Consider the following 24,613-nt stretch of genomic DNA (forward strand, 5'->3'; position numbering starts at 1 on the left):
GCAGGGCCCAGACCTCATTATTCGCCGACGCTGATCTTCAGGCCAGCCGCTATTGCAAAGGGTGCCAGAGTTACTGCCAGGGCGGTCAGGCTACCAAGCCAGAGCAGATAACCGGTCGCCGGCATAGCTTGCAATGCCGCCTGCAAGGCGCCACTGCCCAGGATCAATACCGGGATATATAACGGCAAAATCAGTAGCGCCAGCAGCAGGCCGCCACGTTTCAAACCGACTGTCAGGGCCGCACCCACAGCACCTAGCAGGCTCAGCACCGGCGTGCCGAGCAACAACGATGCCAGCAGCACTGGCAGGCAGGCCGATGGCAAACCTAGCATCAGTGCCAGCAAGGGTGCCAACAATACCAGTGCCAGGCCGGAAAAGGCCCAGTGTGCCAGTACTTTTGCCAGCACCAGAAGAGGCAGGGGGTGCGACGAAAGGACCCACTGTTCGAGTGAGCCATCCTCGAAATCACTGCGGAAAAGCCCGTCCAGCGAGAGCAAAACCGATAAAAGGGCTGCTACCCAGACCAGCCCTGGAGACAAGGTTTGCAACAATTGAGTCTCGGGACCGACCGCCAGCGGGAACAAGGCGATGACAATGGCAAAGAACACCAGCGGGTTGGCCAGCTCCGCCGGACGTCGGCACAACAGACGCGCTTCACGGTGCAACAACAGGACAAAGACACTCATGCGGCCCACTGCCCCAGGTTCAGTTCACGGTAACCGGACGGCTTGCGCTCCAGCGTGTGGTGGGTGGTCAGCACGACCATCCCGCCCTGCTCGCAATGGGCCGCCAGGTGCGCCTCAAGCTGAGCCACACCCTGCTTGTCGAGGGCGGTAAAGGGTTCATCGAGAATCCACAACGGCGGGCTGTCCAGGTACAGGCGGGCCAGGGCCACCCGGCGCTGCTGGCCAGCCGACAAGGTATGGCAGGGCACATCTTCGAAACCGCGCAGGCCGACCGCTTCAAGGGCCGTCCAGATCGCTTCAGGTTCGGCCGGTCGATGCAGGGCGCACAGCCAGGCGAGGTTCTCTTCAGGGCTGAGCAGGTCTTTGATACCGGCGGCATGACCGATCCAGAGCAGAATCTTCGCCAGCTCGTGGCGCTGTTCGGCCAGCGGTTTACCGTCGAGGCGAATCTGCCCGGCTGTCGGGCTCATGAGGCCGGCCAGCAGACGCAGCAAGCTGGTCTTGCCGCTGCCGTTGGGGCCACTGACCTGTAGCATGTCGCCAGCAGCCAGGTGCAATTCGAGGTTTTCGAACAGCATTCGCCAGTCGCGCTCGCAGGCCAGGCCCGAGGCTTGGAGATGAGGGGTCACAGTTTCGCCTTATGCTTGGGATGCCTGTCTCAAGTCGGTCCCGGCCCTGCCGTTATACTGGCAGTGGAGATACGGCCCGGCCGCGTTGATCGCGAAAGATCGGGCGGCATTATACATGTGATGTCCTACTGCAAAGAGGGCTATTTCAACAGGTTGCCAGCTGATGACAGGCGAAATTAACCACCTTGGCGCGCAGATTCCGGCCACCCCCCAGCTACGTTCGGCGATGACCGGCGAACTGCTGCGCCTGCTGCAACCGCAACAAGCCTTGCTGGCCCCGGGCGAAACCGCCAAAGCCGAGGTACTGGCGCTGCGCCAGGTCGGCCAGGACTTCCAGATGCTGCTCAAACTGACCCAGGACAACGGCAAGCAGACCAACGTCCAGGCCAGCAGCAACCAGCCGCTGGCCCAGGGTAGCCAACTGGCGGTCAGCCAGAGCAGTACTTCGAACCTGACCATCAGCGTGCAACAGGCCATCGCTAGCAATGTGGCCAGCCTGACCCGCATCGATACCCGGGAAATGCCCGTCGGTACCCTGCTGCAAGGCAAGGTCCTGACCAATCAGGCGTTGCCCCAAGCCACCGGCCAAGTCGCCCAGTACCGCTCGCTGGTAACCCTGCTCGGCGGTCCTCAGGCAGGCGCCACCCTGACCATCGACAGCCCTCGCCCACTGCCGGTGGGCAGCCTGCTCAGCGCCCGGGTGCAGGGCGATCAATCGCTGAGTTTCGTGCCGCTGAGCGGGCGCCAGGACCAATTGGCAATCGCCCAGCAGTTGAGCACCCAGCAGAGTCGCCAGGCGTCCCTGCAAGGCTTGCTCAGTGCCCTGCAACAACTGCGCGACGACAACAGCTCGTCCAGCGAACTGCGCGCCACGCTGGACAGGTTGCTGGCCAGCCTGCCGGACGTGCGCCAGCTCAGCGACCCCAAGGGCCTGGCCCAGGCCCTGAACAACAGCGGTGTGTTCCTGGAGGCCAAGCTGCTCGCCGGTTTGGCCGCCAATCTCGCGCCCGACCTCAAGGCCCAGGTGGTGCGCCTGGTAGCGCAATTGCTGCCGGGTTTGCCCGGTAACCTTCAGTTCAACCCGGGCGCCGCTGCCAGCACCCTGGCCCAGGTGATGCCGGGTATGGTCCGCAATGCCCTGGGCATGCTCGGCCAGGTCAGCCCGCGCCTGCACCCTGGCGGCTTTCCCCTGCCCTCGCGGCTGCTGCAGAGCCAGGACGGCGAAGGCGACCTGGAACACCTTCTGCGCCTGGCCGCCGCGGCAATCTCCCGCCTGCAAAGCCATCAGCTGGCCAGCCTGGAGCAAACTGGCACCACCGCCGACGGCAACCTGCAAACTACCTGGCAGCTGGAAATCCCCTTGCGCAGCGGCCAGGATTTCCTGCCCCTGCAAGTCAAACTGCAACGCGAAGAAACCCCGGAACAGCAAAGCGACCCGGAACGCGAACGTCGCGACCCGCTGGAAATGCTCTGGCGCATCGAACTGTCCTTCGACCTGCAGCCACTGGGGCCGCTGCAGGTTCAGGCACAGATCAGCCAGGGCAGCCTGTCCAGCCAGCTGTGGGCCGAACTGCCGAGCACCGCGCAGTTGATCGAAAGTCAGCTGGGCAACTTGCGCGAACGCTTGCTGGCGCGTGGCCTTAAGGTGACGGAACTGTACTGCCATCACGGTACACCGCCGCAAGGGCCGCGTACCCGTCTGGAGCAACGCTGGGTGGATGAAACTGCATGATCGAGAAGAACCCACGCCAGGCCATCGCCCTGAGCTATGACGGCCAACAGGCACCGACCCTGAGCGCCAAAGGCGATGACGAACTGGCCGAGGCGATCCTGGCCATCGCCCGCGAACACGAAGTACCGATCTACGAGAATGCCGAACTGGTACGCCTGCTGGCGCGCATGGAGCTGGGCGACCGGATTCCCGAGGCGCTGTACCTGACCATCGCCGAAATCATTGCCTTTGCCTGGCAGCTCAAGGGCAAGGTACCGGTGGGATTTGCCGATGAAGGGCCGCAGGAACGGGATATCAGTCCCTTAAATCTGCGCCTGTCCGGGGCAGACTGATCAGTCGCAAAGCAATGTCGGAGCGGATTTATCCGCTCCGACAAATAAGCAAGTCAGCTGCGATGCACCTTGCTCATGAGTTCCGCCTCGGCCTGGGTCAGGCCGCAGGACTGGGTCAACTCATCGACACTCGCGCCCATACCCACCAGCCGCGCCGCCTGGGCGAATGACAGGCTGTTGGGGTCACGCTGCTCCAATTGCAAGAGTTTGTCCGGCAACGGCGCCACCGTTGCACGCAATTCGTGCAGGGCTTCGCCCATGCGCACGGTGCCGTTCTGGTAGTCGTCCAGGCGCTTGGCCAGGTCTTTGATGCGCTGATCACGCAACGCATCGCCCTGGGCCTGCTGGGCGGCCAGCTCGCGCTGACGCTTGCTGTAGTTGAGGAAAAACCACAGGCTGAGCGCCCAGAGCAGCGCCAGAAATATGACTGCAACCTCAAGGATCAACTCAGATGTTCTCCAGCTCGGACCACTCTTCCTCGGTCATCATCTTGTCCAGTTCGACCAGGATCAGCAGTTCGTTGTTCTTGTTGCACACGCCCTGGATGAACTTGGCTGATTCTTCGTTACCGACATTCGGTGCGGTCTCGATTTCCGACTGGCGCAGGTAAACCACTTCGGCAACGCTGTCGACCAGAATGCCAACCACTTGCTTGTCGGCCTCGATGATGACGATACGGCTGTTGTCGGTGATTTCACTCGACATCAGGCCGAAGCGTTGGCGGGTGTCAATCACGGTAACCACGTTGCCACGCAGGTTGATGATGCCCAGCACATAGCTCGGGGCACCCGGGACCGGGGCGATCTCGGTGTAGCGCAGGACTTCCTGCACCTGCATCACATTGATGCCGTAGGACTCGTTGTCCAGTTTGAAGGTTACCCACTGCAGGATCGGATCTTCGGAACCTTGTGCAGACGACTTTTTCATTCCCCTATCCCTCAAAATCCGCCTTCGGCGGTGTGCTCAGTGCGGTCGCAAACGCGACCGATTAGTTATGCTTGGTGTGCAGTTGCTTGACCGCGCCGCTGGCGATCAACTCGGCCAGTTCGGCAACGTCGAGCAACGCGCACATGTGTTCGATGACCGTACCGGCCAACCACGGCCGCTGGCCGCGCTGGCTTCGCCATTTGATCTCGTTGGGGTCCAGGCGCAGCGAACGGCTGACCTGATGCACGGCCAGGCCCCATTCATAACCCTGGACCGAAATCACATACTGCAGGCCCTGGCGAAAGTCGTCGCGGTAGCGGTCGGGCATGACCCAGCGCGCCGTGTCCAGCACTTTCAGGTTGCCTCTCTGGCTCGGCAGAATGCCCAGAAACCAGTCTGGCTGGCCAAACAGCGGCGTCAGCTCGTGGCCGGCCAGTGAATAGATCGAACCCAGGCACACCAGCGGTACTGCCAGGGTCAACCCGGCGACATCGAACAAAAGGCATTCGAAAGGCTCAGCCGCCCAGGCTGGGCGCCCATCCAGGGTGACCGGCGGAACCGGCTGGTTGGGTGCCGGAGGAAGATGAACCTCCACCAGCGGCTCGATCGGCGCGGGTCGTTCGGCGACCACATCGACACTGACCGGCACCGGCACCGGCACCGGCACCGGGGTTATCACCGGCATCACTGCCGCAAGCACCACGGGCGCAGGTTCGGCAAAGGGTAAAGGCGCTAATTGGACCGCCACCGGTTTATGCACAAGGGCGACCTGCGCATCACGGGCCTGTTCTTCAAGCACCGCGGCCTGGAACTCGTCGATCGCGACCGTCGGCTCCGCCAGCTCAAGCACTTCAGTGGCTTCGTGCAGCAAACCATCAAGGTATGACTGCAGCGCCAGTTGCGGGCCAGTAGCAATCTTTTGCGGGCGATTCATCAGGCCACCTGCTGGGCGATGTTGTGCGTCAACAGGTGCTTGAGCAGTGCGCGGTAGGCCACCACTCCGCGGCTCTTGCCATCGAACTGCGACGGCGTCAGCCCGGCGCGGCTTGCATCGCGCAGACGCGTATCAACCGGGATGTAACCTTGCCAGATGTTCTCGGGATAAGCGTCGCGCAACACCCGCAGGGTGCCCATGGAGGCCTGGGTGCGGCGGTCGAACAGGGTCGGCACGATATGGTAGGGCAAGGCCTGTTTGCGCGAACGATTGACCATGGCCAGGGTACTGACCATGCGTTCCAGGCCCTTGACCGCCAGGTATTCGGTTTGTACCGGGATCACCAGTTGCTGGCTGGCCGCCAGCGCGTTGACCATCAGCACGCCAAGCAAGGGCGGGCTATCGATGATGGCGTAGTCGAAATCTTGCCACAACTGCGCCAGAGACTTGGCGATTACCAGGCCCAGGCCACTCTGCCCCGGCGACTGGCGCTCGAGCACGGCCAACGCGGTGCTGGACGGTAACAAGGAAATTTTTTCGTCACTGGTCGGTAGCAGCAGTTGCCCTGGCAAACCCTCGGGGACAGTGCCCTTGTGCAGGAACAGGTCGTAGCAACTGTGCTCCAGCGCATCCGGGTTGTGTCCGAAGTAGCTGGTCATGGACCCGTGGGGGTCGAGGTCGACCACGACCACGCGCTTGCCCGCCTCGGCCAGCAAGCCGGCCATAGCGATGGACGTGGTGGTCTTACCGACACCACCTTTTTGATTGGCTACTGCCCAGACTCTCATTACATTGCTTCCTCCCGGTACGGCAACCTGCCCTGCCGGGAACGGTTATAGGGTCGGTGACGGTGGATTGACGCGATTGCCCCCCACCGTCGGTGATACCGCTGGCGGTGCAGTTTGTGTGCCAGCCCGCTTCAATGCCGCATCCGGTGTGGCATTGGCGCTGCCGGTAGCCGTCAGGCTACGGCGCACTTCAAGGTTGCGCGAAATCACCAGCACCACCCGGCGGTTGCGCGCGCGGCCCTCGGCGGTGTCATTGGCAGCAATCGGCTGGAACTCGCCATAGCCGACCGAGGCCATGCGCGCCGGGTTGACTCCTTCCATCGCCAGCAGGCGAACAATACTGGCAGCGCGTGCCGAGGACAGCTCCCAGTTGGTCGGGTATTGCGCGGTGCGGATCGGCAAAACATCGGTGAAACCTTCGACATGCACCGGGTTGGCGAAGGGCTTGAGGATCTTCGCCACCTTTTCGATGATGTTGAACGCAACATCGCTGGGCATGGCATCGCCACTGCCAAACAGCAACGAGGAGTTAAGCTCGATCTCGACCCACAGCTCGTTACCGCGCACGGTCATCTGGTCGGACTTGATCAAATCGCCAAAGGCGTTACGCACGTCATCAGTGATGGTTTTCAGCGGATCGCTGCTGGTTTGCGCAAGGCCGGCATCCACCTGCTCGCTGTCCTTGATCAGCGGTTCGGCCGGCTTGACTGTCAGCGGACGCTCATCGCCGATGGGAATCGGCCGCATGCTCTTCTCGGGGTCGTTAAACACCCCGATCAGGGCCTGGGAGAGGATCTTGTACTTACCCTCGTTAATCGAGGAAATCGAATACATGACCACGAAGAAGGCGAACAGCAAGGTGATAAAGTCCGCGTAGGACACCAGCCAGCGCTCGTGGTTTTCATGTTCCTCAGGTTGTCGACGGCGCGCCATGTGTTACTCCATGAAGCCCTGAAGCTTCAGCTCGATCGAGCGCGGATTCTCGCCCTCGGCAATCGACAGCAGCCCTTCCAGGAGCATTTCCCGGTAGCGCGACTGACGCATGGCCACTGCCTTGAGCTTGTTGGCAATCGGTAGCAGGATCAGGTTGGCGCTCGCCACACCGTAGATGGTGGCGACGAAGGCCACGGCAATACCGTTGCCCAACTGAGAAGGGTCGGCCAGGTTGCCCATCACATGAATCAGGCCCATGACCGCGCCGATGATACCGATGGTCGGGGCATAGCCGCCCATGCACTCGAACACCTTGGCGGCCTGGATATCGCGGCTTTCCTGGGTGTAGAAGTCCACTTCAAGGACGCTGCGAATCGCTTCAGGCTCGGCACCGTCTACCAGCAGCTGCAGCCCCTTGCGCGCGTATGGGTCGGGCTCGGCATCGGCCACGCCTTCCAGGCCCAGCAGGCCTTCCTTGCGCGCCGTCAGGCTCCAGTTGACCACCCGGTCGATACCTGCGGCCAGGTCGATCCGTGGCGGAAAGAGGATCCAGCGCACGATCTGCAACGCCCGCTTGAAGGCACTCATGGGTGACTGCAGCAGCGCCGCGGCCAGGGTACCGCCGAGCACGATCAGCGCCGCCGGGCCGTTGAGCAACGCCGACAGGTGCCCGCCTTCCAGGTAGTTGCCGCCGACAATGGCGACAAAGGCCAGGATGATCCCGATTAGGCTCAAGACATCCATCAGACGCACGCCTCGACCAGGTGCTTGCCGATCTCGTCCAGGCTATAGACCGCATCGGCCAGGTTGGCCTTGACGATGGCCATGGGCATGCCATAAATCACGCAACTGGCTTCATCCTGGGCCCAGACTGTGCTGCCGCCCTGCTTGAGCAGGCGCGCGCCTTCCCGGCCATCGGCACCCATGCCGGTGAGCACCACCGACAGGACCTTATCGCCGTAGGACTTGGCCGCCGAACCGAAGGTGATGTCCACGCACGGCTTGTAGTTCAGGCGCTCGTCGCCCGGCAGGATCTTCACCGCACCGCGACCGTCGACCATCATCTGCTTGCCCCCCGGTGCCAGCAAGGCCAGGCCGGGGCGCAGCATGTCGCCGTCTTCGGCTTCCTTGACGCTGATCTTGCACAGCTTGTCCAGGCGCTCGGCAAACGCCTTGGTGAAGGCCGCTGGCATGTGCTGGATCAGCACGATCGGCGCCGGGAAATTGGCTGGCAGTTGGGTCAGGACCCGCTGCAGCGCCACTGGACCGCCGGTGGAGGTACCAATGGCCACCAGCTTGTAAGGCTTGCGCTTGGGCGCAGGCGAGGCAACAGACGCCGCACGCACCGCAGCGGCTGCCCGCGGTGCCGGGCTGCTGGCCAGGCTACTGACGCTTGGCTGAGCCTGGCTGGCCGGGTGCGGCGTCGGCGCGGCATAACTGCTCAAGCGCCGGTTACTGCGGGAAATGCTATGGACCTTTTCACACAGCAGTTGCTTGACCTTCTCCGGGTTGCGCGAGATGTCTTCGAAGTTCTTCGGCAGGTAATCGACTGCCCCGGCATCCAGGGCATCGAGGGTCACTCGCGCGCCTTCATGGGTCAGCGAGGAGAACATCAACACCGGGGTCGGGCAGCGCTGCATGATGTGACGCACGGCGGTGATGCCATCCATCATGGGCATTTCGTAGTCCATGGTGATGACATCGGGCTTGAGCGACAGTGCCTGGTCGATCGCTTCCTTGCCGTTGGTCGCGGTACCCACGACCTGGATAGTCGGGTCCGCTGAAAGAATTTCCGAGACTCGGCGGCGGAAGAAACCGGAATCATCCACCACCAGGACCTTGACTGCCATAAACACTCCATTAGGGGGCGCGGCGTGCGGGCCGCGCCACCAGAATCAAATACGCCGGGCGGCGTAACGCTTGAGCATGCTCGGAACGTCTAGGATCAGCGCGATGCGCCCGTCACCGGTAATGGTGGCGCCCGACATGCCCGGCGTGCCCTGGAGCATCTTGCCCAGCGGTTTGATGACCACTTCTTCCTGACCCACCAGTTGATCGACGACGAAGCCGATCCGCTGGGTGCCCACCGAAAGGATCACCACGTGCCCTTCGCGTTGCTCTTCATGAGCGGCGGAACTGACCAGCCAGCGCTTGAGGTAGAACAGCGGCAAGGCCTTGTCGCGTACGATCACCACCTCTTGACCGTCGACCACGTTGGTGCGCGACAGGTCCAGGTGGAAGATCTCGTTGACGTTGACCAGCGGGAAGGCGAACGCCTGATTGCCGAGCATGACCATCAGCGTCGGCATGATCGCCAGCGTCAGCGGCACCTTGATGACGATCTTCGAGCCCAGGCCCTTGGTCGAGTAGATATTGATCGAACCGTTGAGCTGGGAAATCTTGGTTTTCACCACGTCCATGCCCACGCCCCGACCGGAGACGTCGGAGATCTCAGTCTTGGTCGAGAAGCCAGGGGCGAAGATCAGGTTGTAGCATTCGGTGTCGCTCAAGCGGTCGGCGGCATCCTTGTCCATCACCCCGCGCTTGACCGCGATGGCGCGCAGGACGTTGGCGTCCATACCCTTACCATCATCGGAGATCGACAGCAGGATGTGATCGCCTTCCTGCTCGGCCGCCAGTACCACTTTACCGCCACGGGACTTGCCCGCCGCTTCGCGTTCTTCCGGGGTTTCGACGCCGTGATCGACAGCGTTGCGCACCAAGTGCACCAACGGGTCGGCCAGGGCCTCGACGAGGTTCTTGTCGAGGTCGGTTTCTTCACCGACCAGCTCCAGGTTGATCTCTTTCTTCAACTGCCGGGCCAGGTCGCGAACCAGGCGCGGGAAACGCCCGAAGACCTTCTTGATCGGCTGCATGCGGGTCTTCATGACCGCGGTCTGCAGGTCGGCAGTGACCACGTCCAGGTTCGACACCGCCTTGGACATGGCTTCATCGCCGCTATTGAGGCCCAGGCGTACCAGGCGGTTACGCACCAGCACCAGTTCGCCGACCATGTTCATGATCTCGTCCAGGCGCGCGGTATCGACCCGCACGGTGGTTTCCGCTTCGCTGGCTGCCTTGTCGCCTGCCTGCGCGGCTTGCCGCGCAGGGGCTGGCGCTGCAGCCTTGGCCGGTACGGCAGCAGCAGGTGCGGCCGCTGGTGTCGGCGCTACGGCTGGCTTGGCGGCAACGGCAGCAGCTGGCGCAGCGACAGTTGCAACGCTGTCCGCGGCGAACTTGCCCTTGCCGTGCAGCTCATCAAGCAAGGCTTCGAATTCATGCTCCGAGATGTGCTCGCCTGGCGCAGCAGCTGCCGACTCAGGAGCGGGCGCCGCAGCACCCGGCAAAGCATCGACGGCAAAACTGCCCTTGCCATGCAACTGGTCAAGCAACGCTTCGAACTCATCATCGGTGATTTCGTCACTGGCGCTTTGGGCGGGTTGCACCACCGGCGCAGGTGCACTGACGCTATCGGGGGCGAACTGGCCCTTGCCGTGCAACTGATCGAGCAACGACTCGAATTCGGCGTCGGTGATTTCGTCACTGGCTGCAGCCGGCGCTTGCACCTGGGCTTCAGCTTCAGCCTTGACCGCATTGAGCGAGTCAAGCAACTGTTCGAACTCGGTATCGGTAATGTCGGCTTCGGCCGGAGCTTCAGACGCCTGCTCCAGCACCGGCTCAGGCGCTGATGCCTGTTCGGCACCCGCAGGCTCGGCCAGGCGCGACAAGGCCGCCAGCAGCTCAGGCGTGGCCGCAGTGATATCGGTGCGTTCACGCACCTGACCGAACATGCTGTTGACCGTATCCAGGGCTTCCAGGACCACGTCCATCAGTTCGGCATCGACGCGTCGCTCACCCTTGCGCAGGATGTCGAAGACGTTTTCGGCGATGTGGCAGCACTCCACCAGCTCGTTGAGCTGGAGGAAGCCGGCGCCCCCTTTTACAGTGTGAAAACCGCGAAAGATCGCATTGAGCAGATCGGCATCATCCGGACGGCTTTCCAGCTCGACCAGTTGCTCGGACAGTTGCTCAAGAATCTCGCCGGCTTCTACCAGAAAATCCTGAAGGATTTCTTCATCGGCGCCGAAGCTCATTAAACGTGCTCCCTAAAAACCCAGGCTGGACAGCAGATCGTCGACATCGTCCTGACCGGACACAACGTCTTCACGTTTATCGGCATGAATCTGCGGACCTTCACCCCGAGTCGGATGTTTTTCTTGATCTTTTTCAGCGCGCAGCTGCTCGTGGTCATGTTCGATACCGGCAAAACGGTCGACCTGACTGGCCATCAGCACGAGTTTGAGCAGGTTGCTTTCTACTTCGGTAACCAGTGCAGTGACACGCTTGATCACCTGACCGGTCAGGTCCTGATAGTCCTGAGCGAGCAAAATGTCATTGAGGTGGCCGGCGACCTTGCGGTTGCCCTCCTCGCTACGCGTCAGGAAACTGTCGACGCGCTTGGCCAGCTCGCGAAACTCCGGCGCGGCCACTTCGCGGCGCATGAAGCGCTGCCAGTCGACGCTCAGGCACTTCGCTTCGGCGCTCAGTTCATTGAGCACCGGGGTGCTTTCCTCGACCAGGTCCATGGTCCGGTTGGCAGCCCCTTCGGTCAGCTTGACCACATAGGACAGGCGTTCGGTCGCATCGGTGATCTGTGAGACTTCCTCGGCCTGAGGCATTTGTGGGTCGATCTGGAAACTGACGATCGCACTATGCAACTCACGCGTGAGTTTGCCCACTTCCTGGTACAGGCCACGGTCACGGGTCTGGTTCAGCTGATGGATCAGTTGCACCGCGTCGCCAAACTTGCCGCGTTCGAGACTGTCGACCAGTTCGTGGGCATGCTTCTTGAGTGTCGACTCGAAGCCGTCCAACGATGATTGTGTTTGCTCCATTAGCGCCCCCGTGGCGTGTCTCAGCTATTGACGCGCTCGAAGATCTTCTCGATCTTTTCTTTCAGCACCTGGGCTGTAAACGGCTTGACCACATAGCCGTTGACGCCGGCCTGGGCCGCTTCGATGATCTGCTCGCGCTTGGCTTCGGCAGTCACCATCAACACCGGCAAGTGCTTGAGACGCTCGTCAGCACGCACTTTGCGCAGCAGGTCGATGCCGGACATGCCAGGCATGTTCCAGTCGGTCACGAGGAAATCGAAATGACCGCTTTCGAGCATCGGCAACGCCGTGTTGCCGTCGTCGGCTTCCTGGGTATTGGTGAAGCCCAGGTCACGCAACAGGTTCTTGATGATCCGCCGCATCGTCGAAAAATCGTCGACGATGAGGATTTTCATGTCTTTGTTCAATTAGACCTCCAAGCAGTCTTTAACGCGCTCAGCGCTGAACGCGCATTCAATCAATTCGGGCACTACATTTCGCGACTGCATTGAACCTGCGTTCAACGCGCCCGCCATTCCCCCAGGCGACCACGCAAACGCGCCGCGCACTGGCTGTGCAGCTGGCTGACGCGCGACTCGCTGACACCCAATACCTCACCGATTTCCTTGAGGTTCAGCTCTTCGTCGTAGTACAGCGCCAATACCAGACGCTCGCGTTCAGGCAGGTTGGCGATGGCATCGGCCAAGGCTGCCTGAAAGCGCTCGTCTTCCAGATCGCGCGAAGGCTCGATCTGGGCACTGGCGCCATCCTCGTGCAGGCCTTCATGTTCGCCGTCCTGCAACAGGTCGTCGAAACTGAACAGACGGCTGCCCAGGGTGTCATTCAAAATCCCGTAGTAATCATCGAGACTCAATTGAAGTTCGGCAGCAACCTCGTGATCTTTAGCGTCACGGCCGGTTTTTGCTTCAATTGCACGAATCGCGTCACTGACCATGCGGGTATTGCGGTGAACCGAGCGTGGTGCCCAGTCGCCCTTGCGTACTTCGTCAAGCATTGCTCCGCGGATCCGGATACCGGCATAGGTCTCAAAACTGGCACCCTTGCTCGCGTCGTACTTGCTGGCGACTTCGAGCAGGCCGATCATGCCGGCCTGGATCAGATCCTCCACCTGCACACTGGCCGGCAAACGGGCCAGCAAGTGATAGGCAATGCGCTTGACCAGTGGCGCATAGCGCTCGATCAACTCGCATTGACTATCACGTGAAGCCTTGCTGTACATCCGATAGCCGCTGGCGTTCATAGCACCGGTCCCGCGCTCGTCGGCTGCACCAGGCGCTCGACAAAAAACTCCAGGTGACCACGCGGGTTGGCAGGCAGCGGCCAGGTATCGACCTTCTGGGCAATGGCCTTGAACGCCAGCGCGCACTTGGAACGCGGAAAGGCTTCATAGACCGCTCGCTGCTTTTGCACCGCCTTGCGCACACATTCGTCGTAAGGCACCGCGCCGACATATTGTAGGGCTACGTCAAGGAAGCGATCTGTGACCTTGGTCAACTTGGCGAACAGGTTGCGCCCTTCCTGAGGACTCTGCGCCATGTTGGCCAGGACGCGGAAACGGTTCATGCCGTAATCGCGGTTGAGCAGCTTGATCAGGGCGTAGGCGTCGGTGATCGAGGTGGGCTCGTCGCACACCACCAACAGCACCTCTTGGGCTGCGCGGACAAAACTGACTACCGAGTCACCAATACCCGCAGCGGTATCGATCACCAGCACATCGAGGTTGTCGCCGATCTCGCTGAATGCCTGGATCAGGCCTGCGTGCTGGGCAGGCGCCAGGTGCACCATGCTCTGCGTGCCGGACGCGGCAGGCACAATGCGCACGCCACCCGGCCCCTGCAGCAGCACATCGCGCAGCTCGCAACGGCCTTCGATCACGTCGGCCAGGGTGCGCTTGGGCGTCAGGCCGAGCAATACGTCGACGTTGGCCAGACCCAGGTCGGCATCAAGCAACATGACTCGACGGCCAAGCTCAGCCAGCGCCAATGACAGGTTCACCGACACATTGGTCTTGCCGACACCACCTTTGCCGCCAGTCACGGCGATCACCTGTACGGGATGCATGCTACCCATATTTGTTCATTACCTTGTCTTGCTTAGACTGAGGCCACATGACCGGCTGCGCTTTCAACACCTGAAAAATGCCTGGCAGTCCATCAATGCAGATACTTTGCAACGTCTTCACAATCACCTCAGCCGACACGCTTGCCGGGGCTGTGGTAGAGATCAGCGAACATATCGGCCATCGCCTCTTCGCTGGGCTCGTCCTGCATCTGCACACTCACCGCGCGACTGACCAGTTGGTGGCGGCGCGGCAGGTGCAGATCGTCAGGAATGCGCGGCCCATCGGTAAGATAGGCCACTGGCAATTCGTGACTGATGGCCAGGCTCAGGACTTCGCCGAGGCTGGCCGTTTCATCGAGTTTGGTCAGGATGCACCCGGCCAGCCCACAGCGCTTGTAGCTGTGATAGGCGGCCGTGAGCACCTGCTTCTGGCTGGTCGTCGCCAGCACCAGGTAATTTTTCGAGGCAATGCCGCGTCCGGCCAGGGTTTCCAGCTGCATGCGCAGGGCCGGATCGCTGGCCTGCAAGCCAGCAGTATCGATCAGCACCACGCGCTTGCGCAGCAATGGCTCAAGTGCCTGGGCCAGGGACTGCCCGGGATCGACATGGGTCACCGAGACATTGAGGATCCGGCCCAGGGTCTTGAGCTGCTCCTGGGCACCAATGCGGAAACTGTCCATGCTCACCAGCGCCAGATTCTGCGCGCCATACTTGAGCACATAACGCGCCGCTAGCTTGGCCAGGGTGGTGGTCTTGCCCATGCCAGCCGGACCGACCATGGCAATCACACCGCCTTCTTCGATCGGTTCGACTTCCGGCACATCGATTCGCCGCGCCAGGTGCGCCAGCAGCATGCGCCAGGCATGGCGCGGCTCTGCGATTCCAGCAATCTGCTCAAGCAGCTCGCGCGCCAGCGGACCGGACAGACCGATACGCTGCAGGCGACGCCAGAGGTTGGCCTGCTGTGGCTGGTTGCCTTGCAACTGGCTCCAGGCCAGGGAGCCGAGCTGGACTTCCAGCAACTCGCGCAGCCCGGTGAGTTCCGAGCGCATGGCATCGAGCAGGCGCGGATCAACCGGTGCGGCAGCGGCTGCAGGCGGGGCGGCGGGCTCATCGACATGCGCTTCGACCAGTGGCTCGGAAGCCGTCAGGGGCAAGCCGGCAAACAGCTGGCGGTTGCCGTCATCGCTGTCGCTGCGGCTAGTGAGTTCGGCCTGGGCGGTAACAATGCGCGACTGGGTCTTGCGCAGCTCGTCTTCGAGCTCGACATTCGGAACCCGCGGCGCCAGGGCGGACAGCTTGTAGTCCAGCGCAGCCGTCAGCTCGACACCGCCAGCAATCCGTCGGTTGCCGATGATGGCGGCTTCAGCCCCCAGCTCATCTCGAACCAGCTTCATGGCCTGACGCATATCGGCGGCGAAAAAACGCTTAACTTGCATAACCCACTACCTCAGCCGTTGGGGCCTACTGTGGCAACGATGGTGACTTGCTTGTTGTCAGGTATTTCCTGATACGCCAAAACATGCAAATTCGGTACAGCCAGGCGACCGAAACGCGACAGCATCGCCCGTACTGGTCCTGCGACCAGCAGAATCGCCGGCTGCCCTTGCATCTCTTGACGCTGGGCAGCTTCGATCAACGAACGCTGAAGCTTTTCGGCCATGCTCGGCTCAAGAAGAACACCGTCTTCCTGACCTTGCCCGGCCCTTTGCAGACTATTGAGCAAAATCTGTTCCAACCTTGGCTCTAGGGTGATCACAGGCAGCTCGGACTCAACGCCGACAATGCTTTGCACGATAGCGCGACACAATCCGACGCGCACCACCGCCACCAACGCGGCGGTATCTTGACTCTTCACCGCGTTGTTGGCGATAGCCTCGGCAATGCTGCGAATATCACGCACCGGCACCTGCTCGGCAAGCAACGCCTGCAGGACCTTGAGCAGCCCCGACAATGAAATGACGCCCGGCACCAGTTCTTCGGCGAGCTTGGGCGAGGCCTTGGCCAGCACCTGCAGCAGTTGCTGGACTTCCTCGTGACCAATCAGTTCGTGGCAGTGCTTGTGCAGGATCTGGTTCAAGTGAGTGGCTACCACGGTACTGGCATCGACCACGGTGTAGCCCAGCGATTGCGCCTGACTGCGCTGACTGACATCGATCCACACTGCCTCAAGACCGAACGCCGGGTCGCGGGCGGCAATACCGTTGAGGGTACCAAAGACCTGCCCAGGGTTGATCGCCAGCTCGCGATCGGGATAGATCTCGGCCTCGGCCAGGATCACCCCCATCAGGGTCAGGCGATAGGCGCTGGGAGCCAAGTCCAGGTTGTCGCGGATATGCACCGTGGGCATGAGAAAGCCCAGGTCCTGGGAGAGCTTCTTGCGCACCCCCTTGATCCGCGCCAGCAACTGCCCGCCCTGGTTGCGGTCCACCAGCGGAATCAGCCGATAACCGACCTCCAGGCCGATCATGTCGATGGGTGTGACGTCGTCCCAGCCAAGCTCTTTGGTTTCCATGGCGCGTTGCGGCGAGGGCAACAGGTCCTGCTGGCGCTGAACTTCTTCCTGGGCCTTGACCTTGGCCTGATTCTGCTTGCGCCAGACCAGGTAAGCAGCGCCAGCGGCCAGCAGACCCAGGCTCAGGAAGGCAATGTGCGGCATGCCCGGCACCAGACCCATGACGATCATCACGCCCGCCGACACTGCCAGCGCTTTGGGCGAATCGAACATCTGCCGATTGATCTGCTTGCCCATGTCCTCGGAACCGGAGGCACGGGTCACCATGATGGCCGCAGCGGTGGACAACAGCAGTGATGGCAATTGCGCCACCAAACCGTCACCGATGGTCAGCAGTGCATAGACCTTGCCGGCGTCGCCGAAGGTCATGCCGTGCTGGAACATACCGACCAGCATACCGCCGATCAGGTTGATGAAGAGGATCAGCAGGCCGGCGATGGCGTCACCGCGGACGAACTTGCTGGCACCGTCCATCGAACCGTAGAACTCGGCCTCCTGGGCCACTTCGGAGCGCCGCGCCTTGGCCTGGGCCTGATCGATCAGGCCGGCGTTGAGGTCGGCGTCGATGGCCATCTGCTTGCCCGGCATGGCATCGAGGGTGAAGCGAGCACTCACCTCGGAAATACGCCCGGCCCCCTTGGTCACCACCACGAAGTTGATGATCATCAGGATCGCGAACACCACGATACCAACCACGTAGTTACCGCCGATTACCACCTCACCAAAGGCCTGAATCACCTTACCGGCGGCAGCATGACCTTCGTGACCATGGAGCATGACCACCCGCGTGGAAGCCACGTTGAGCGCCAGACGCAAGAGCGTCGCCACCAGCAGGATGGTCGGGAATGCGGCGAAATCCAGGGGGCGCAGGGCGTAGACGCAGACCAGCAGGACCACGATCGACAAGGCAATGTTGAAGGTAAAGAACACGTCGAGCAGGAACGGCGCGATCGGCAACATCATCATTGCCAACATCACTAGCAGCAACAGCGGCACACCCAGATTGCCCCGGCCTAACCCGGCCAGGTTGTTGCGGGCACTGCTGATTAACTGAGAGCGATCCACCGGTATTCCTCGTCTAGCTCAAGCAAAACTTTGACGCGTTTCTGACGCGCGCAGCGCTGCCTTTGCAAGAAGCCTTCCAACTTTGAGGAATGAGGTGTTATCGACTGTCCCGCAAGGTAAACGCAGATCAGGAATCGCGGCGCAGGTCCGGCGGAATCGGCAGATCCTTGAGTGGCTCCGGCGGCTTGCCCTTGCCTGCCCGGTACTGGCGGATCTGGAAGACATAGGCCAGCACCTGGGCCACCGCCAGGTACAACCCGGCTGGAATCTCTTCCTCAAGCTCCGTGGAGTAGTAGATCGAACGCGCCAGGGCCGGGGATTCGAGCACCTGGATCTTGTGCTCATTGCCGATCTCACGAATCTTCAAGGCGATGAAATCAGTCCCCTTGGCCAACAGCAAGGGCGCCGCACCCTTCTCCGGATCGTACTTGAGCGCCACGGCATAATGAGTCGGGTTGGTGATGATGACATCCGCCTCGGGGATCGCCGCCATCATCCGCCGCTGCGAGGCTTCGCGCTGGAGCTGGCGGATACGCTGCTTGACCTCCGGCTTACCTTCACTGTCCTTGTACTCGTCGCGCACTTCCTGCTTGGTCATCAGGAGTTTCTTGTGCGCCTGCCAGAGCTGGATGGGCACATCCGCCGCGGCAATCAGCAGCAAGCCTGCCGCCATCCACAAAGCACTCCAGCCCACCACCTGCAGGCAGTGGATGATGGCCTGATCCAACGGCTCATTGGCAATCGCCAGCAGGTCGTCACGGTCCGCCGACAGCACGGCCAGGGCAACAATCAGAATCATGAAGAACTTGGCGAATGCCTTGAGCAACTCGGACAAGGCGTTGACCGAGAACATCCGTTTAATCCCGGACAGCGGGTTCATTCGACTGAACTTGGGTTGCAACAGGCTACCGGAGAACAGAAACCCACCCAAGGCCACCGGCCCGATGATTGATGCCACCAGCAATACCAGCAACACCGGCTGGACGGTGAGCAACGCGGACTTACCGGCAGCCATGAGGAAAATGCCCATGAACCGCTCATCGGTGATCACTTCACGCGACAGAATGAAGTTACTGCGCATCAGCTCCATCAAGGCCTGAGCCATGCCACCGCCAAAAGCCAGGAGCGCGCCAGCTCCGGCCAGGGTCACCGCTACCGTATTGAGTTCCTTGGAGCGCGCGATCTCACCCTTTTCCCGCGCGTCTTTCTTGCGTTTGTCAGTGGGGTCTTCTGTTTTGTCCTGACCGCTTTCGCTCTCTGCCATGCTCAGCGCGCCCGTGCCAGTTCACGCATCCATTGCAAGGCCTCGGAGGCCAGCGCCTGGTAATGCGCAAGGATGTCAGCCAGACCGATCCAGAAGATGCCAAGCCCCAGCACCAACGTCAGCGGAAAGCCGATAGAAAAGATGTTCAGCTGTGGCGCCGCGCGGGTCATCACGCCAAAGGCGATGTTGACCACCAGCAACGCAGTGATGGCCGGCAGCACCAGCAACAGCGCCGCGCCCAACACCCAACTCAGGCGTCCGGCCAGATCCCAGAAATGATTGACCAGCAAGCCACTGCCCACCGGTAACGTCGTGAAGCTCTCGGTCAGCACCTCAAACACCACCAGATGACCGTTGATGGCCAGAAACAACAAGGTCGCCAGCATGGTCAGGAACTGGCCAATCACCGCGACGTTGACGCCGTTGGCCGGGTCGACCATGGAGGCGAACGCCATACCCATCTGGATCGCGACAATCTGCCCGGCAATCACGAACACCTGGAAAAACAGCTGTAGCGACAGGCCGAGCAGGGCACCGATGACGATCTGCTCGGCGATCAGCAGCAGTGCACTGAGGTCCAGCGCATTGACCTCAGGCATAGGTGGCAACCCGGGCACGATCACCACCGTAATCGCCAGGGCGAAATACAGACGGATGCGCGCCGGCAACAGGGTGGTGCCAAACACTGGCATGGTCATCAGCACCGCGGTCACGCGAAACAGCGGCAGGATGAAACTGGCCACCCACGTACCTATCTGCGCATCAGTCAGCTCGAGCATGGACAGATCAGCCGATCAGCTGCGGGATGCTGCCATACAACGACAGTATGTACTCCATGAACTTCTGCACCAGCCACGGCCCAGCCACGATCAGCGTCACCAGCATCACCAACAGGCGCGGCAGGAAGCTCAGGGTCTGTTCGTTGATCTGCGTGGCCGCCTGGAACATCGCCACCATCAACCCCACCAGCAGGCTCGGCACCACCAGGATGGCGACCATCAGGGTAGTCAGCCACAGCGCATCACGAAACAGGTCGACGGCAACTTCAGGGGTCATGGCGTACTTCTCCTTGAGGCGTCAGACGCCGCCGAAACTGCCGGCCAGGGTGCCCATGATCAGCGCCCAGCCATCGACCAGCACGAACAGCATGATCTTGAACGGCAACGAGATGATCAGTGGCGAAAGCATCATCATACCCATGGCCATCAGCACACTGGCCACCACCAGGTCGATGATCAGGAAGGGGATGAAGATCATGAAACCGATCTGGAAGGCGGTTTTCAGCTCCGAGGTGACGAAGGCAGGCACCAGAATGGTCAGCGGCGCCTGATCGGGGCTGGCGATGTCGGTGCGCTTGGACAGGCGCATGAACAGGTCCAGGTCACTCTGACGGGTCTGGGCCAGCATGAAGTCCTTGAGCGGCACCTGCGCCTTGGCAATAGCGTCCTGAGCCACCATCTGTTCATTCAGGTAGGGTTGCAGGGCGTCCTTGTTCACCCGGTCGAACACCGGCGCCATGATGAACATGGTCAGGAACAGCGCCATGCCGGTTAGAATCTGGTTCGACGGCGTCTGCTGCAGACCCAGCGCCTGGCGCAGGATCGAGAAGACAATAATGATGCGGGTAAAGCTGGTCATCAGGATGACGAACGCCGGAATGAAACTCAGCGCCGTCATGATCAGCAGGATCTGCAGGCTGACCGAATACTCCTGCTGGCCTTCCGCGCCACTGGACAGGGTGATGGCCGGGATCGACAACGGATCGGCGGCCAGGGCCAGCGGCGCTGCCAACAGCAACAGCAGCGTCAACATCATGCGCAACGCGCCCATTACGACCTACCCTTCTGATCCTTGCCCATCAGCTCCATCAGGCGCTGGGCGAATTCTGGTGTGGCCTGGCGCGCACCGACAGGCACTTCGACCGGCTCGGCCAGGACGTGCAGCGCCTCGATGCTGCCAGGCGAATGACCGATAAGGATTTGTTCCTTGCCGACTTGTATCAGCAACAGGCGATCCCTGGGGCCCAAGGTGCGACTGCCGAGGATTTCGATGACCTGACTCGCGCCTGGCGCGGCGTTCTGTACCCGGCGCAACAACCAGGCGAGGAAAAAGATCAGCCCCAGCACCAGCAGCAGCCCCAGCACCAACTGAGTCAGCTGGCCAACGGCGCTGCCGCCACTGCCTGGCGTCACCACCGCGGCAGCCGGCTGCACCGTGGCCAAGGCCACGTCCATGTACAGTGCGCCGAGCAACAGCAGGCCGCGGTGCAAGAGCCGACTCACTCAGCGCAGCTTCTTGATGCGTTCGCTCGGACTGATCACGTCCGTCAGGCGAATGCCGAACTTTTCGTTGACCACCACCACTTCACCGTGGGCGATCAGCGTGCCATTGACCAGCACATCAAGCGGCTCACCGGCCAGACGATCAAGCTCGATCACCGAACCCTGGTTGAGCTGCAGCAGGTTGCGGATGTTGATCTCGGTGCTGCCCACTTCCATGGAGATGCTCACCGGAATATCCAGGATCACATCCAGGTTCGGCCCGTCCAGGCTCACCGGCTCATTGCTGCGCGGCGAGCTGCCGAACTCTTCCATGGGCAAGCGATTGGAGGACGCCCCGCCGCTGCCGACGTCCGCCGCCAGCAAAGCGTCAATGTCGGCCTGGCCGGCGTCGCCAGTTTCTTCCAGGGCAGCCGCCCACTCATCGGCCAGAGCTTGCTCCTCCGGAGAGGTGATGTCGTTTTCGTTAGCCATTTTGTCCTCGACGGGCAATCAATTCGGAGTTGGAACAACCGGCGCCGCTTAGCGGCGCTCGATCGGATCGATAATCTGCAGGGCCAGGGTGCCTTTGTGCGAGCCCAGCTTGGCCTTGAACGACGGCACGCCGTTAGCCCGCAGGATCAGCTCATCAGGCAGCTCGACCGGAATCACATCACCCGGCTGCATGTGCAGGATGTCGCGCAGCTTCAACTGGCGCCGGGCAACCGTGGCGCTCAGCGGCACGCTGACATCCAGCACATCTTCGCGCAGGGCCTTGATCCAGCGCTCGTCCTGGTCGTCCAGGTCGGACTGGAAGCCGGCGTCGAGCATTTCGCGCACCGGCTCGATCATCGAGTACGGCATGGTCACGTGCAGGTCGCCGCCACCACCATCGAGCTCGATGTGGAACGTCGAGACCACCACCGCCTCACTCGGCCCGACAATGTTGGCCATGGCCGGGTTGACCTCCGAGTTGATGTACTCGAAGTTGACCGGCATGATCGCCTGCCAGGCTTCCTTGAGATCGACGAAAGCCTGGTCCAGCACCATGCGTACTACACGCAGTTCGGTCGGGGTGAACTCACGCCCTTCGATCTTGGCGTGACGACCGTCACCACCAAAGAAGTTATCCACCAGCTTGAACACCAGCTTGGCGTCGAGAATGAACAGGGAAGTACCGCGCAGCGGCTTGATCTTCACCAGGTTCAGACTGGTCGGCACATACAGCGAATGCACGTACTCACCGAACTTCATCACCTGCACACCGCCGACCGCGACGTCAGCGGAGCGACGCAACAGGTTGAACATGCTGATACGGGTGTAACGGGCGAACCGCTCGTTGATCATTTCCAGGGTCGGCATGCGTCCGCGAACGATGCGATCCTGGCTGGTCAGGTCATAGCTTTTGACGCTGCCAGGTTCGGCGTTGTTCTCGGTTTGTACCAACCCATCGTCGACACCATGCAACAGGGCATCGATTTCATCCTGGGACAGCAGGTCCTGCACGGCCATCGGTGGCTCCTACTGCAATACGAAATTGGTGAACAGCAACTGGTCGATGACCGGTTTGCCGACTTCCTTCTGGGCGACTTCCTGAATGCTGGCGGTCGCCTTCTGCCGCAACATCTCCTGGCCAACAGGGCTTGCCAAGGTGTCGAAACCCTGCCCGGAAAACAGCATCACCAGGTTGTTGCGAATCACCGGCATGTGCACTTTCAAGGCATCCAGCGCTGCCTGATCGCGCCCCTGCAGGGTGATGCTCACCTGCATGTAGCGCTGACGACCGTTCTGGTTGAAGTTGACCACGAAGGCTGGCGCCAGTGGCTCGTAGATGGCCGCAGGCTTGAGGTTGCCGACCTGCGCCGGGTCTGCCGCCGGCTTGTCCGCAGACTTGTTCAGGACGAACCAGGTGGCACCTACCGACAAGCCTATGGCCAGCAGCAATGCCAGCACCAGCAGCAGGATCAGCTTGAGTTTGCCTTTAGCGGCGGGGTCTTTCTCTGCGTCGCTCTTCGCCATGCCAATATTCCGTCATTCATCGGAGAATTCAGTCACATAGCGTGGGGAGAGCAAGTGTTATGCCAGATCCGGCAAAAGGCTGAAGCAGACTAACCTGTAGGAGCGGATTCATCCGCGAAGGGGCGCGTAGCGGCCCAAAAAAATGGGACTGCTACGCAGTCCTTCGCGGATGAATCCGCTCCTACAAGGGGTGGTCGATCAGGCGTAGTAGTCAACCGCGCTGGAGCCGATCACGGTTTGCTGCTCGACCGGCGAGGCATTCGCAATCACCTCATCCTCTTCACCCGCCGCATTGCGCCGCGCCGCCACACCGCTCAAACGCGGCGAGTCAGGATTGCCCTGCTGTTGCTGCTGGCCACGCGATTGATCAGCGACATTGACATCTGGCTGTCCGAGCCCTTGCTGGGCGAACATTTCCTTGAGGCGGTGAACCTGGTTTTCCAGCGCTTCGCGCACGCCGACATGACCACTGGTGAAGGTGATCTGCGCCTGCTGCTCAGGCGCCAGGTTGACGCGGATATCGAGGCGGCCCAATTCTGCCGGTTCCAACTGGATGTCCGCCGATTTGAGGCTCTGGCTGGACAGGTACATCACCCGGTTGACCAAGCCTTCAGTCCAGCCACCCTGGTTCATGGCCAACGGTTGGTGCAAAGGCGCCGCTGCCACCGGCACGGTATTGGCGGTTTTCGCCGTGGCCGCCTGCGTCAGGGCACTCAGGCGCTCGGCAAAGTTATCCACCCGAGTGTCGCTGGAGGCACTCTTGAGGTCCTTGAGACCATCATCGAGCAAACCGGAAAACGCTTTCTCGCCCGCCTCACCCTGCTCGGCATCAGCCCCTGGCTTGTCGAGCAGTGCCGCCAGGGTATTGACGGCTGGCTGCGCTGGCGCCGCTTCAGACTGCGCTGTCGTCGGTTTGCTGGCAGCATGGGCCGAAGTGGTTCCCTGGGCCTGCGCGCTCTGTTCCAGCGCCATGCGCAAGGCCGGCAGATCGGCCAGTGGATCGGCCAGTGGATCGGCCAGTGGATCGGCCTGCGGATCGAACTCAGGCTCTGGCGCGGGCGCAGCTGCCGGCGCGGCCTGGGCCTGCAACTGCGCAGCCTGGACCACCGGTGCCACCGCTTCGGCCTGGGCCTGGATCAATTGGGCGCCAGGCTGCGCATCGGTCACCTGACCGGCCACCAGATTGGGATCGAGTAGCGTCGGATCTGCCGATTCACTGCCAGCGGGAAGCGTACTGTCCTGATCCTCAGGCAAGGTCTTGCCGCTGTCGGCAAGCTTCGGCTGCTCGGCGGCAGCGCCCTTGCCGTCGGCAACGTCTTTCTGAGCTGGGACACTCTTGTCGCGATTCAAGGCATCGGCGGCCGTCGACGACGACTGTTGTCGGGACTGCTGCGCGTACACACTGGAAAAGCCCGAGGCCTTGTGGTTTGCCGCCTGTAGCGGCTTGTCCGGCTGGCCAGCGGCAGCGCGCGAAGGTTTTGTCGCGGCACCGACTTGCAGCATTGGATTGGAAGCGACCGGCATGTAGGAATCTCCGCGACATAGGGTCTTGAAGGTTAATTAGCGAAATTTCTG

Annotated in this window: 27 protein-coding genes; 2 read left to right on the forward strand and 25 right to left on the reverse strand. The window is 61.5% G+C overall.

Annotated features, from left to right (window positions below; all coding sequences use genetic code 11):
- Positions 1-17: 17 nt before the first annotated feature.
- Entirely contained in the window at positions 18-686 is a 669-nt protein-coding gene (gene ccmB / locus ACRESH_RS05010; RefSeq protein WP_431740922.1) for a heme exporter protein CcmB, read from the reverse strand.
- Positions 683-1,315, reverse strand: coding sequence for a cytochrome c biogenesis heme-transporting ATPase CcmA (gene ccmA, locus ACRESH_RS05015; RefSeq protein WP_431740923.1), 633 nt, complete (start codon positions 1,313-1,315; stop codon positions 683-685). Before ccmA ends, ccmB begins: the two co-directional genes overlap by 4 nt.
- Before the next feature lie 163 nt (positions 1,316-1,478).
- Between ccmA and ACRESH_RS05020 the strand changes: the two genes are divergently transcribed.
- Positions 1,479-3,047, forward strand: coding sequence for a flagellar hook-length control protein FliK (locus ACRESH_RS05020; protein ID WP_431740924.1), 1,569 nt, complete (start codon positions 1,479-1,481; stop codon positions 3,045-3,047).
- Positions 3,044-3,379, forward strand: a complete 336-nt coding sequence (locus ACRESH_RS05025) for an EscU/YscU/HrcU family type III secretion system export apparatus switch protein (RefSeq protein WP_431740925.1) — start codon at positions 3,044-3,046, stop codon at positions 3,377-3,379. Before ACRESH_RS05020 ends, ACRESH_RS05025 begins: the two co-directional genes overlap by 4 nt.
- A gap of 53 nt (positions 3,380-3,432) precedes the next feature.
- Here the strand turns inward: ACRESH_RS05025 and ACRESH_RS05030 are convergent, their stop codons facing one another.
- The 23 genes from ACRESH_RS05030 to ACRESH_RS05140 all read right to left on the reverse strand — a co-directional run bounded on the left by ACRESH_RS05030 (position 3,433) and on the right by ACRESH_RS05140 (position 24,562).
- Positions 3,433-3,825: a DUF2802 domain-containing protein gene (locus tag ACRESH_RS05030; protein ID WP_431740926.1), complete on the reverse strand. Its 393-nt coding sequence runs from the start codon at positions 3,823-3,825 to the stop codon at positions 3,433-3,435.
- 1 nt (position 3,826) lies between these two features.
- Complete coding sequence (locus ACRESH_RS05035; protein WP_028945467.1) at positions 3,827-4,306, reverse strand: chemotaxis protein CheW; 480 nt, start codon at positions 4,304-4,306, stop codon at positions 3,827-3,829.
- A 61-nt stretch (positions 4,307-4,367) separates the two neighbouring features.
- The gene (locus ACRESH_RS05040) at positions 4,368-5,240 is read right to left on the reverse strand and encodes a CheW domain-containing protein (protein WP_431740927.1); all 873 of its coding nucleotides are present in this window, start codon (positions 5,238-5,240) and stop codon (positions 4,368-4,370) included.
- Positions 5,240-6,028: a ParA family protein gene (locus ACRESH_RS05045; protein WP_431740928.1), complete on the reverse strand. Its 789-nt coding sequence runs from the start codon at positions 6,026-6,028 to the stop codon at positions 5,240-5,242. Before ACRESH_RS05045 ends, ACRESH_RS05040 begins: the two co-directional genes overlap by 1 nt.
- Positions 6,029-6,073: 45 nt before the next feature.
- Positions 6,074-6,961, reverse strand: coding sequence for a flagellar motor protein MotD (gene motD / locus ACRESH_RS05050; protein ID WP_431740929.1), 888 nt, complete (start codon positions 6,959-6,961; stop codon positions 6,074-6,076).
- Positions 6,962-6,964: 3 nt separating this feature from the next.
- Positions 6,965-7,705, reverse strand: a complete 741-nt coding sequence (locus tag ACRESH_RS05055) for a flagellar motor protein (protein ID WP_431740930.1) — start codon at positions 7,703-7,705, stop codon at positions 6,965-6,967.
- The gene (locus ACRESH_RS05060) at positions 7,705-8,811 is read right to left on the reverse strand and encodes a protein-glutamate methylesterase/protein-glutamine glutaminase (RefSeq protein WP_431740931.1); all 1,107 of its coding nucleotides are present in this window, start codon (positions 8,809-8,811) and stop codon (positions 7,705-7,707) included. The genes ACRESH_RS05055 and ACRESH_RS05060 overlap by 1 nt, the downstream gene beginning before the upstream one ends.
- Before the next feature lie 45 nt (positions 8,812-8,856).
- Entirely contained in the window at positions 8,857-11,055 is a 2,199-nt protein-coding gene (locus ACRESH_RS05065) for a chemotaxis protein CheA (protein WP_431740932.1), read from the reverse strand.
- A 12-nt stretch (positions 11,056-11,067) separates the two neighbouring features.
- Positions 11,068-11,856 (reverse strand): protein phosphatase CheZ, encoded by a 789-nt coding sequence (locus ACRESH_RS05070; protein WP_431740933.1) that lies wholly within the window; start codon positions 11,854-11,856, stop codon positions 11,068-11,070.
- A 20-nt stretch (positions 11,857-11,876) separates the two neighbouring features.
- Positions 11,877-12,251, reverse strand: a complete 375-nt coding sequence (locus ACRESH_RS05075; RefSeq protein ID WP_036990294.1) for a chemotaxis response regulator CheY — start codon at positions 12,249-12,251, stop codon at positions 11,877-11,879.
- A gap of 104 nt (positions 12,252-12,355) precedes the next feature.
- Complete coding sequence (gene fliA / locus ACRESH_RS05080) at positions 12,356-13,096, reverse strand: RNA polymerase sigma factor FliA (protein WP_431740934.1); 741 nt, start codon at positions 13,094-13,096, stop codon at positions 12,356-12,358.
- Positions 13,093-13,926, reverse strand: a complete 834-nt coding sequence (fleN, locus tag ACRESH_RS05085) for a flagellar synthesis regulator FleN (protein WP_038613333.1) — start codon at positions 13,924-13,926, stop codon at positions 13,093-13,095. Before fleN ends, fliA begins: the two co-directional genes overlap by 4 nt.
- Positions 13,927-14,045: 119 nt before the next feature.
- Complete coding sequence (gene flhF / locus ACRESH_RS05090) at positions 14,046-15,356, reverse strand: flagellar biosynthesis protein FlhF (RefSeq protein ID WP_431740935.1); 1,311 nt, start codon at positions 15,354-15,356, stop codon at positions 14,046-14,048.
- 11 nt (positions 15,357-15,367) lie between these two features.
- Complete coding sequence (gene flhA, locus ACRESH_RS05095) at positions 15,368-17,497, reverse strand: flagellar biosynthesis protein FlhA (protein WP_431740936.1); 2,130 nt, start codon at positions 17,495-17,497, stop codon at positions 15,368-15,370.
- A 127-nt stretch (positions 17,498-17,624) separates the two neighbouring features.
- Complete coding sequence (gene flhB, locus ACRESH_RS05100; RefSeq protein WP_431740937.1) at positions 17,625-18,761, reverse strand: flagellar biosynthesis protein FlhB; 1,137 nt, start codon at positions 18,759-18,761, stop codon at positions 17,625-17,627.
- Positions 18,762-18,763: 2 nt separating this feature from the next.
- Positions 18,764-19,540 (reverse strand): flagellar biosynthetic protein FliR, encoded by a 777-nt coding sequence (gene fliR, locus ACRESH_RS05105; RefSeq protein ID WP_431740938.1) that lies wholly within the window; start codon positions 19,538-19,540, stop codon positions 18,764-18,766.
- Between the two features lie 7 nt (positions 19,541-19,547).
- Positions 19,548-19,817 (reverse strand): flagellar biosynthesis protein FliQ, encoded by a 270-nt coding sequence (gene fliQ, locus ACRESH_RS05110; RefSeq protein ID WP_431740939.1) that lies wholly within the window; start codon positions 19,815-19,817, stop codon positions 19,548-19,550.
- A 21-nt stretch (positions 19,818-19,838) separates the two neighbouring features.
- Positions 19,839-20,591, reverse strand: coding sequence for a flagellar type III secretion system pore protein FliP (gene fliP / locus ACRESH_RS05115; protein WP_431740940.1), 753 nt, complete (start codon positions 20,589-20,591; stop codon positions 19,839-19,841).
- Positions 20,591-20,995: a flagellar biosynthetic protein FliO gene (fliO, locus tag ACRESH_RS05120; RefSeq protein ID WP_431741006.1), complete on the reverse strand. Its 405-nt coding sequence runs from the start codon at positions 20,993-20,995 to the stop codon at positions 20,591-20,593. Before fliO ends, fliP begins: the two co-directional genes overlap by 1 nt.
- 48 nt (positions 20,996-21,043) lie before the next feature.
- Entirely contained in the window at positions 21,044-21,514 is a 471-nt protein-coding gene (gene fliN / locus ACRESH_RS05125; RefSeq protein WP_431740941.1) for a flagellar motor switch protein FliN, read from the reverse strand.
- A gap of 48 nt (positions 21,515-21,562) precedes the next feature.
- The gene (gene fliM / locus ACRESH_RS05130; RefSeq protein WP_431740942.1) at positions 21,563-22,531 is read right to left on the reverse strand and encodes a flagellar motor switch protein FliM; all 969 of its coding nucleotides are present in this window, start codon (positions 22,529-22,531) and stop codon (positions 21,563-21,565) included.
- Between the two features lie 9 nt (positions 22,532-22,540).
- Positions 22,541-23,038: a flagellar basal body-associated protein FliL gene (fliL, locus tag ACRESH_RS05135; protein ID WP_431740943.1), complete on the reverse strand. Its 498-nt coding sequence runs from the start codon at positions 23,036-23,038 to the stop codon at positions 22,541-22,543.
- Positions 23,039-23,236: 198 nt separating this feature from the next.
- Positions 23,237-24,562, reverse strand: coding sequence for a flagellar hook-length control protein FliK (locus ACRESH_RS05140; protein WP_431740944.1), 1,326 nt, complete (start codon positions 24,560-24,562; stop codon positions 23,237-23,239).
- Positions 24,563-24,613 lie beyond the last annotated feature (51 nt).

Source organism: Pseudomonas sp. (assembly GCF_050739775.1).
GTDB lineage: Bacteria > Pseudomonadota > Gammaproteobacteria > Pseudomonadales > Pseudomonadaceae > Aquipseudomonas.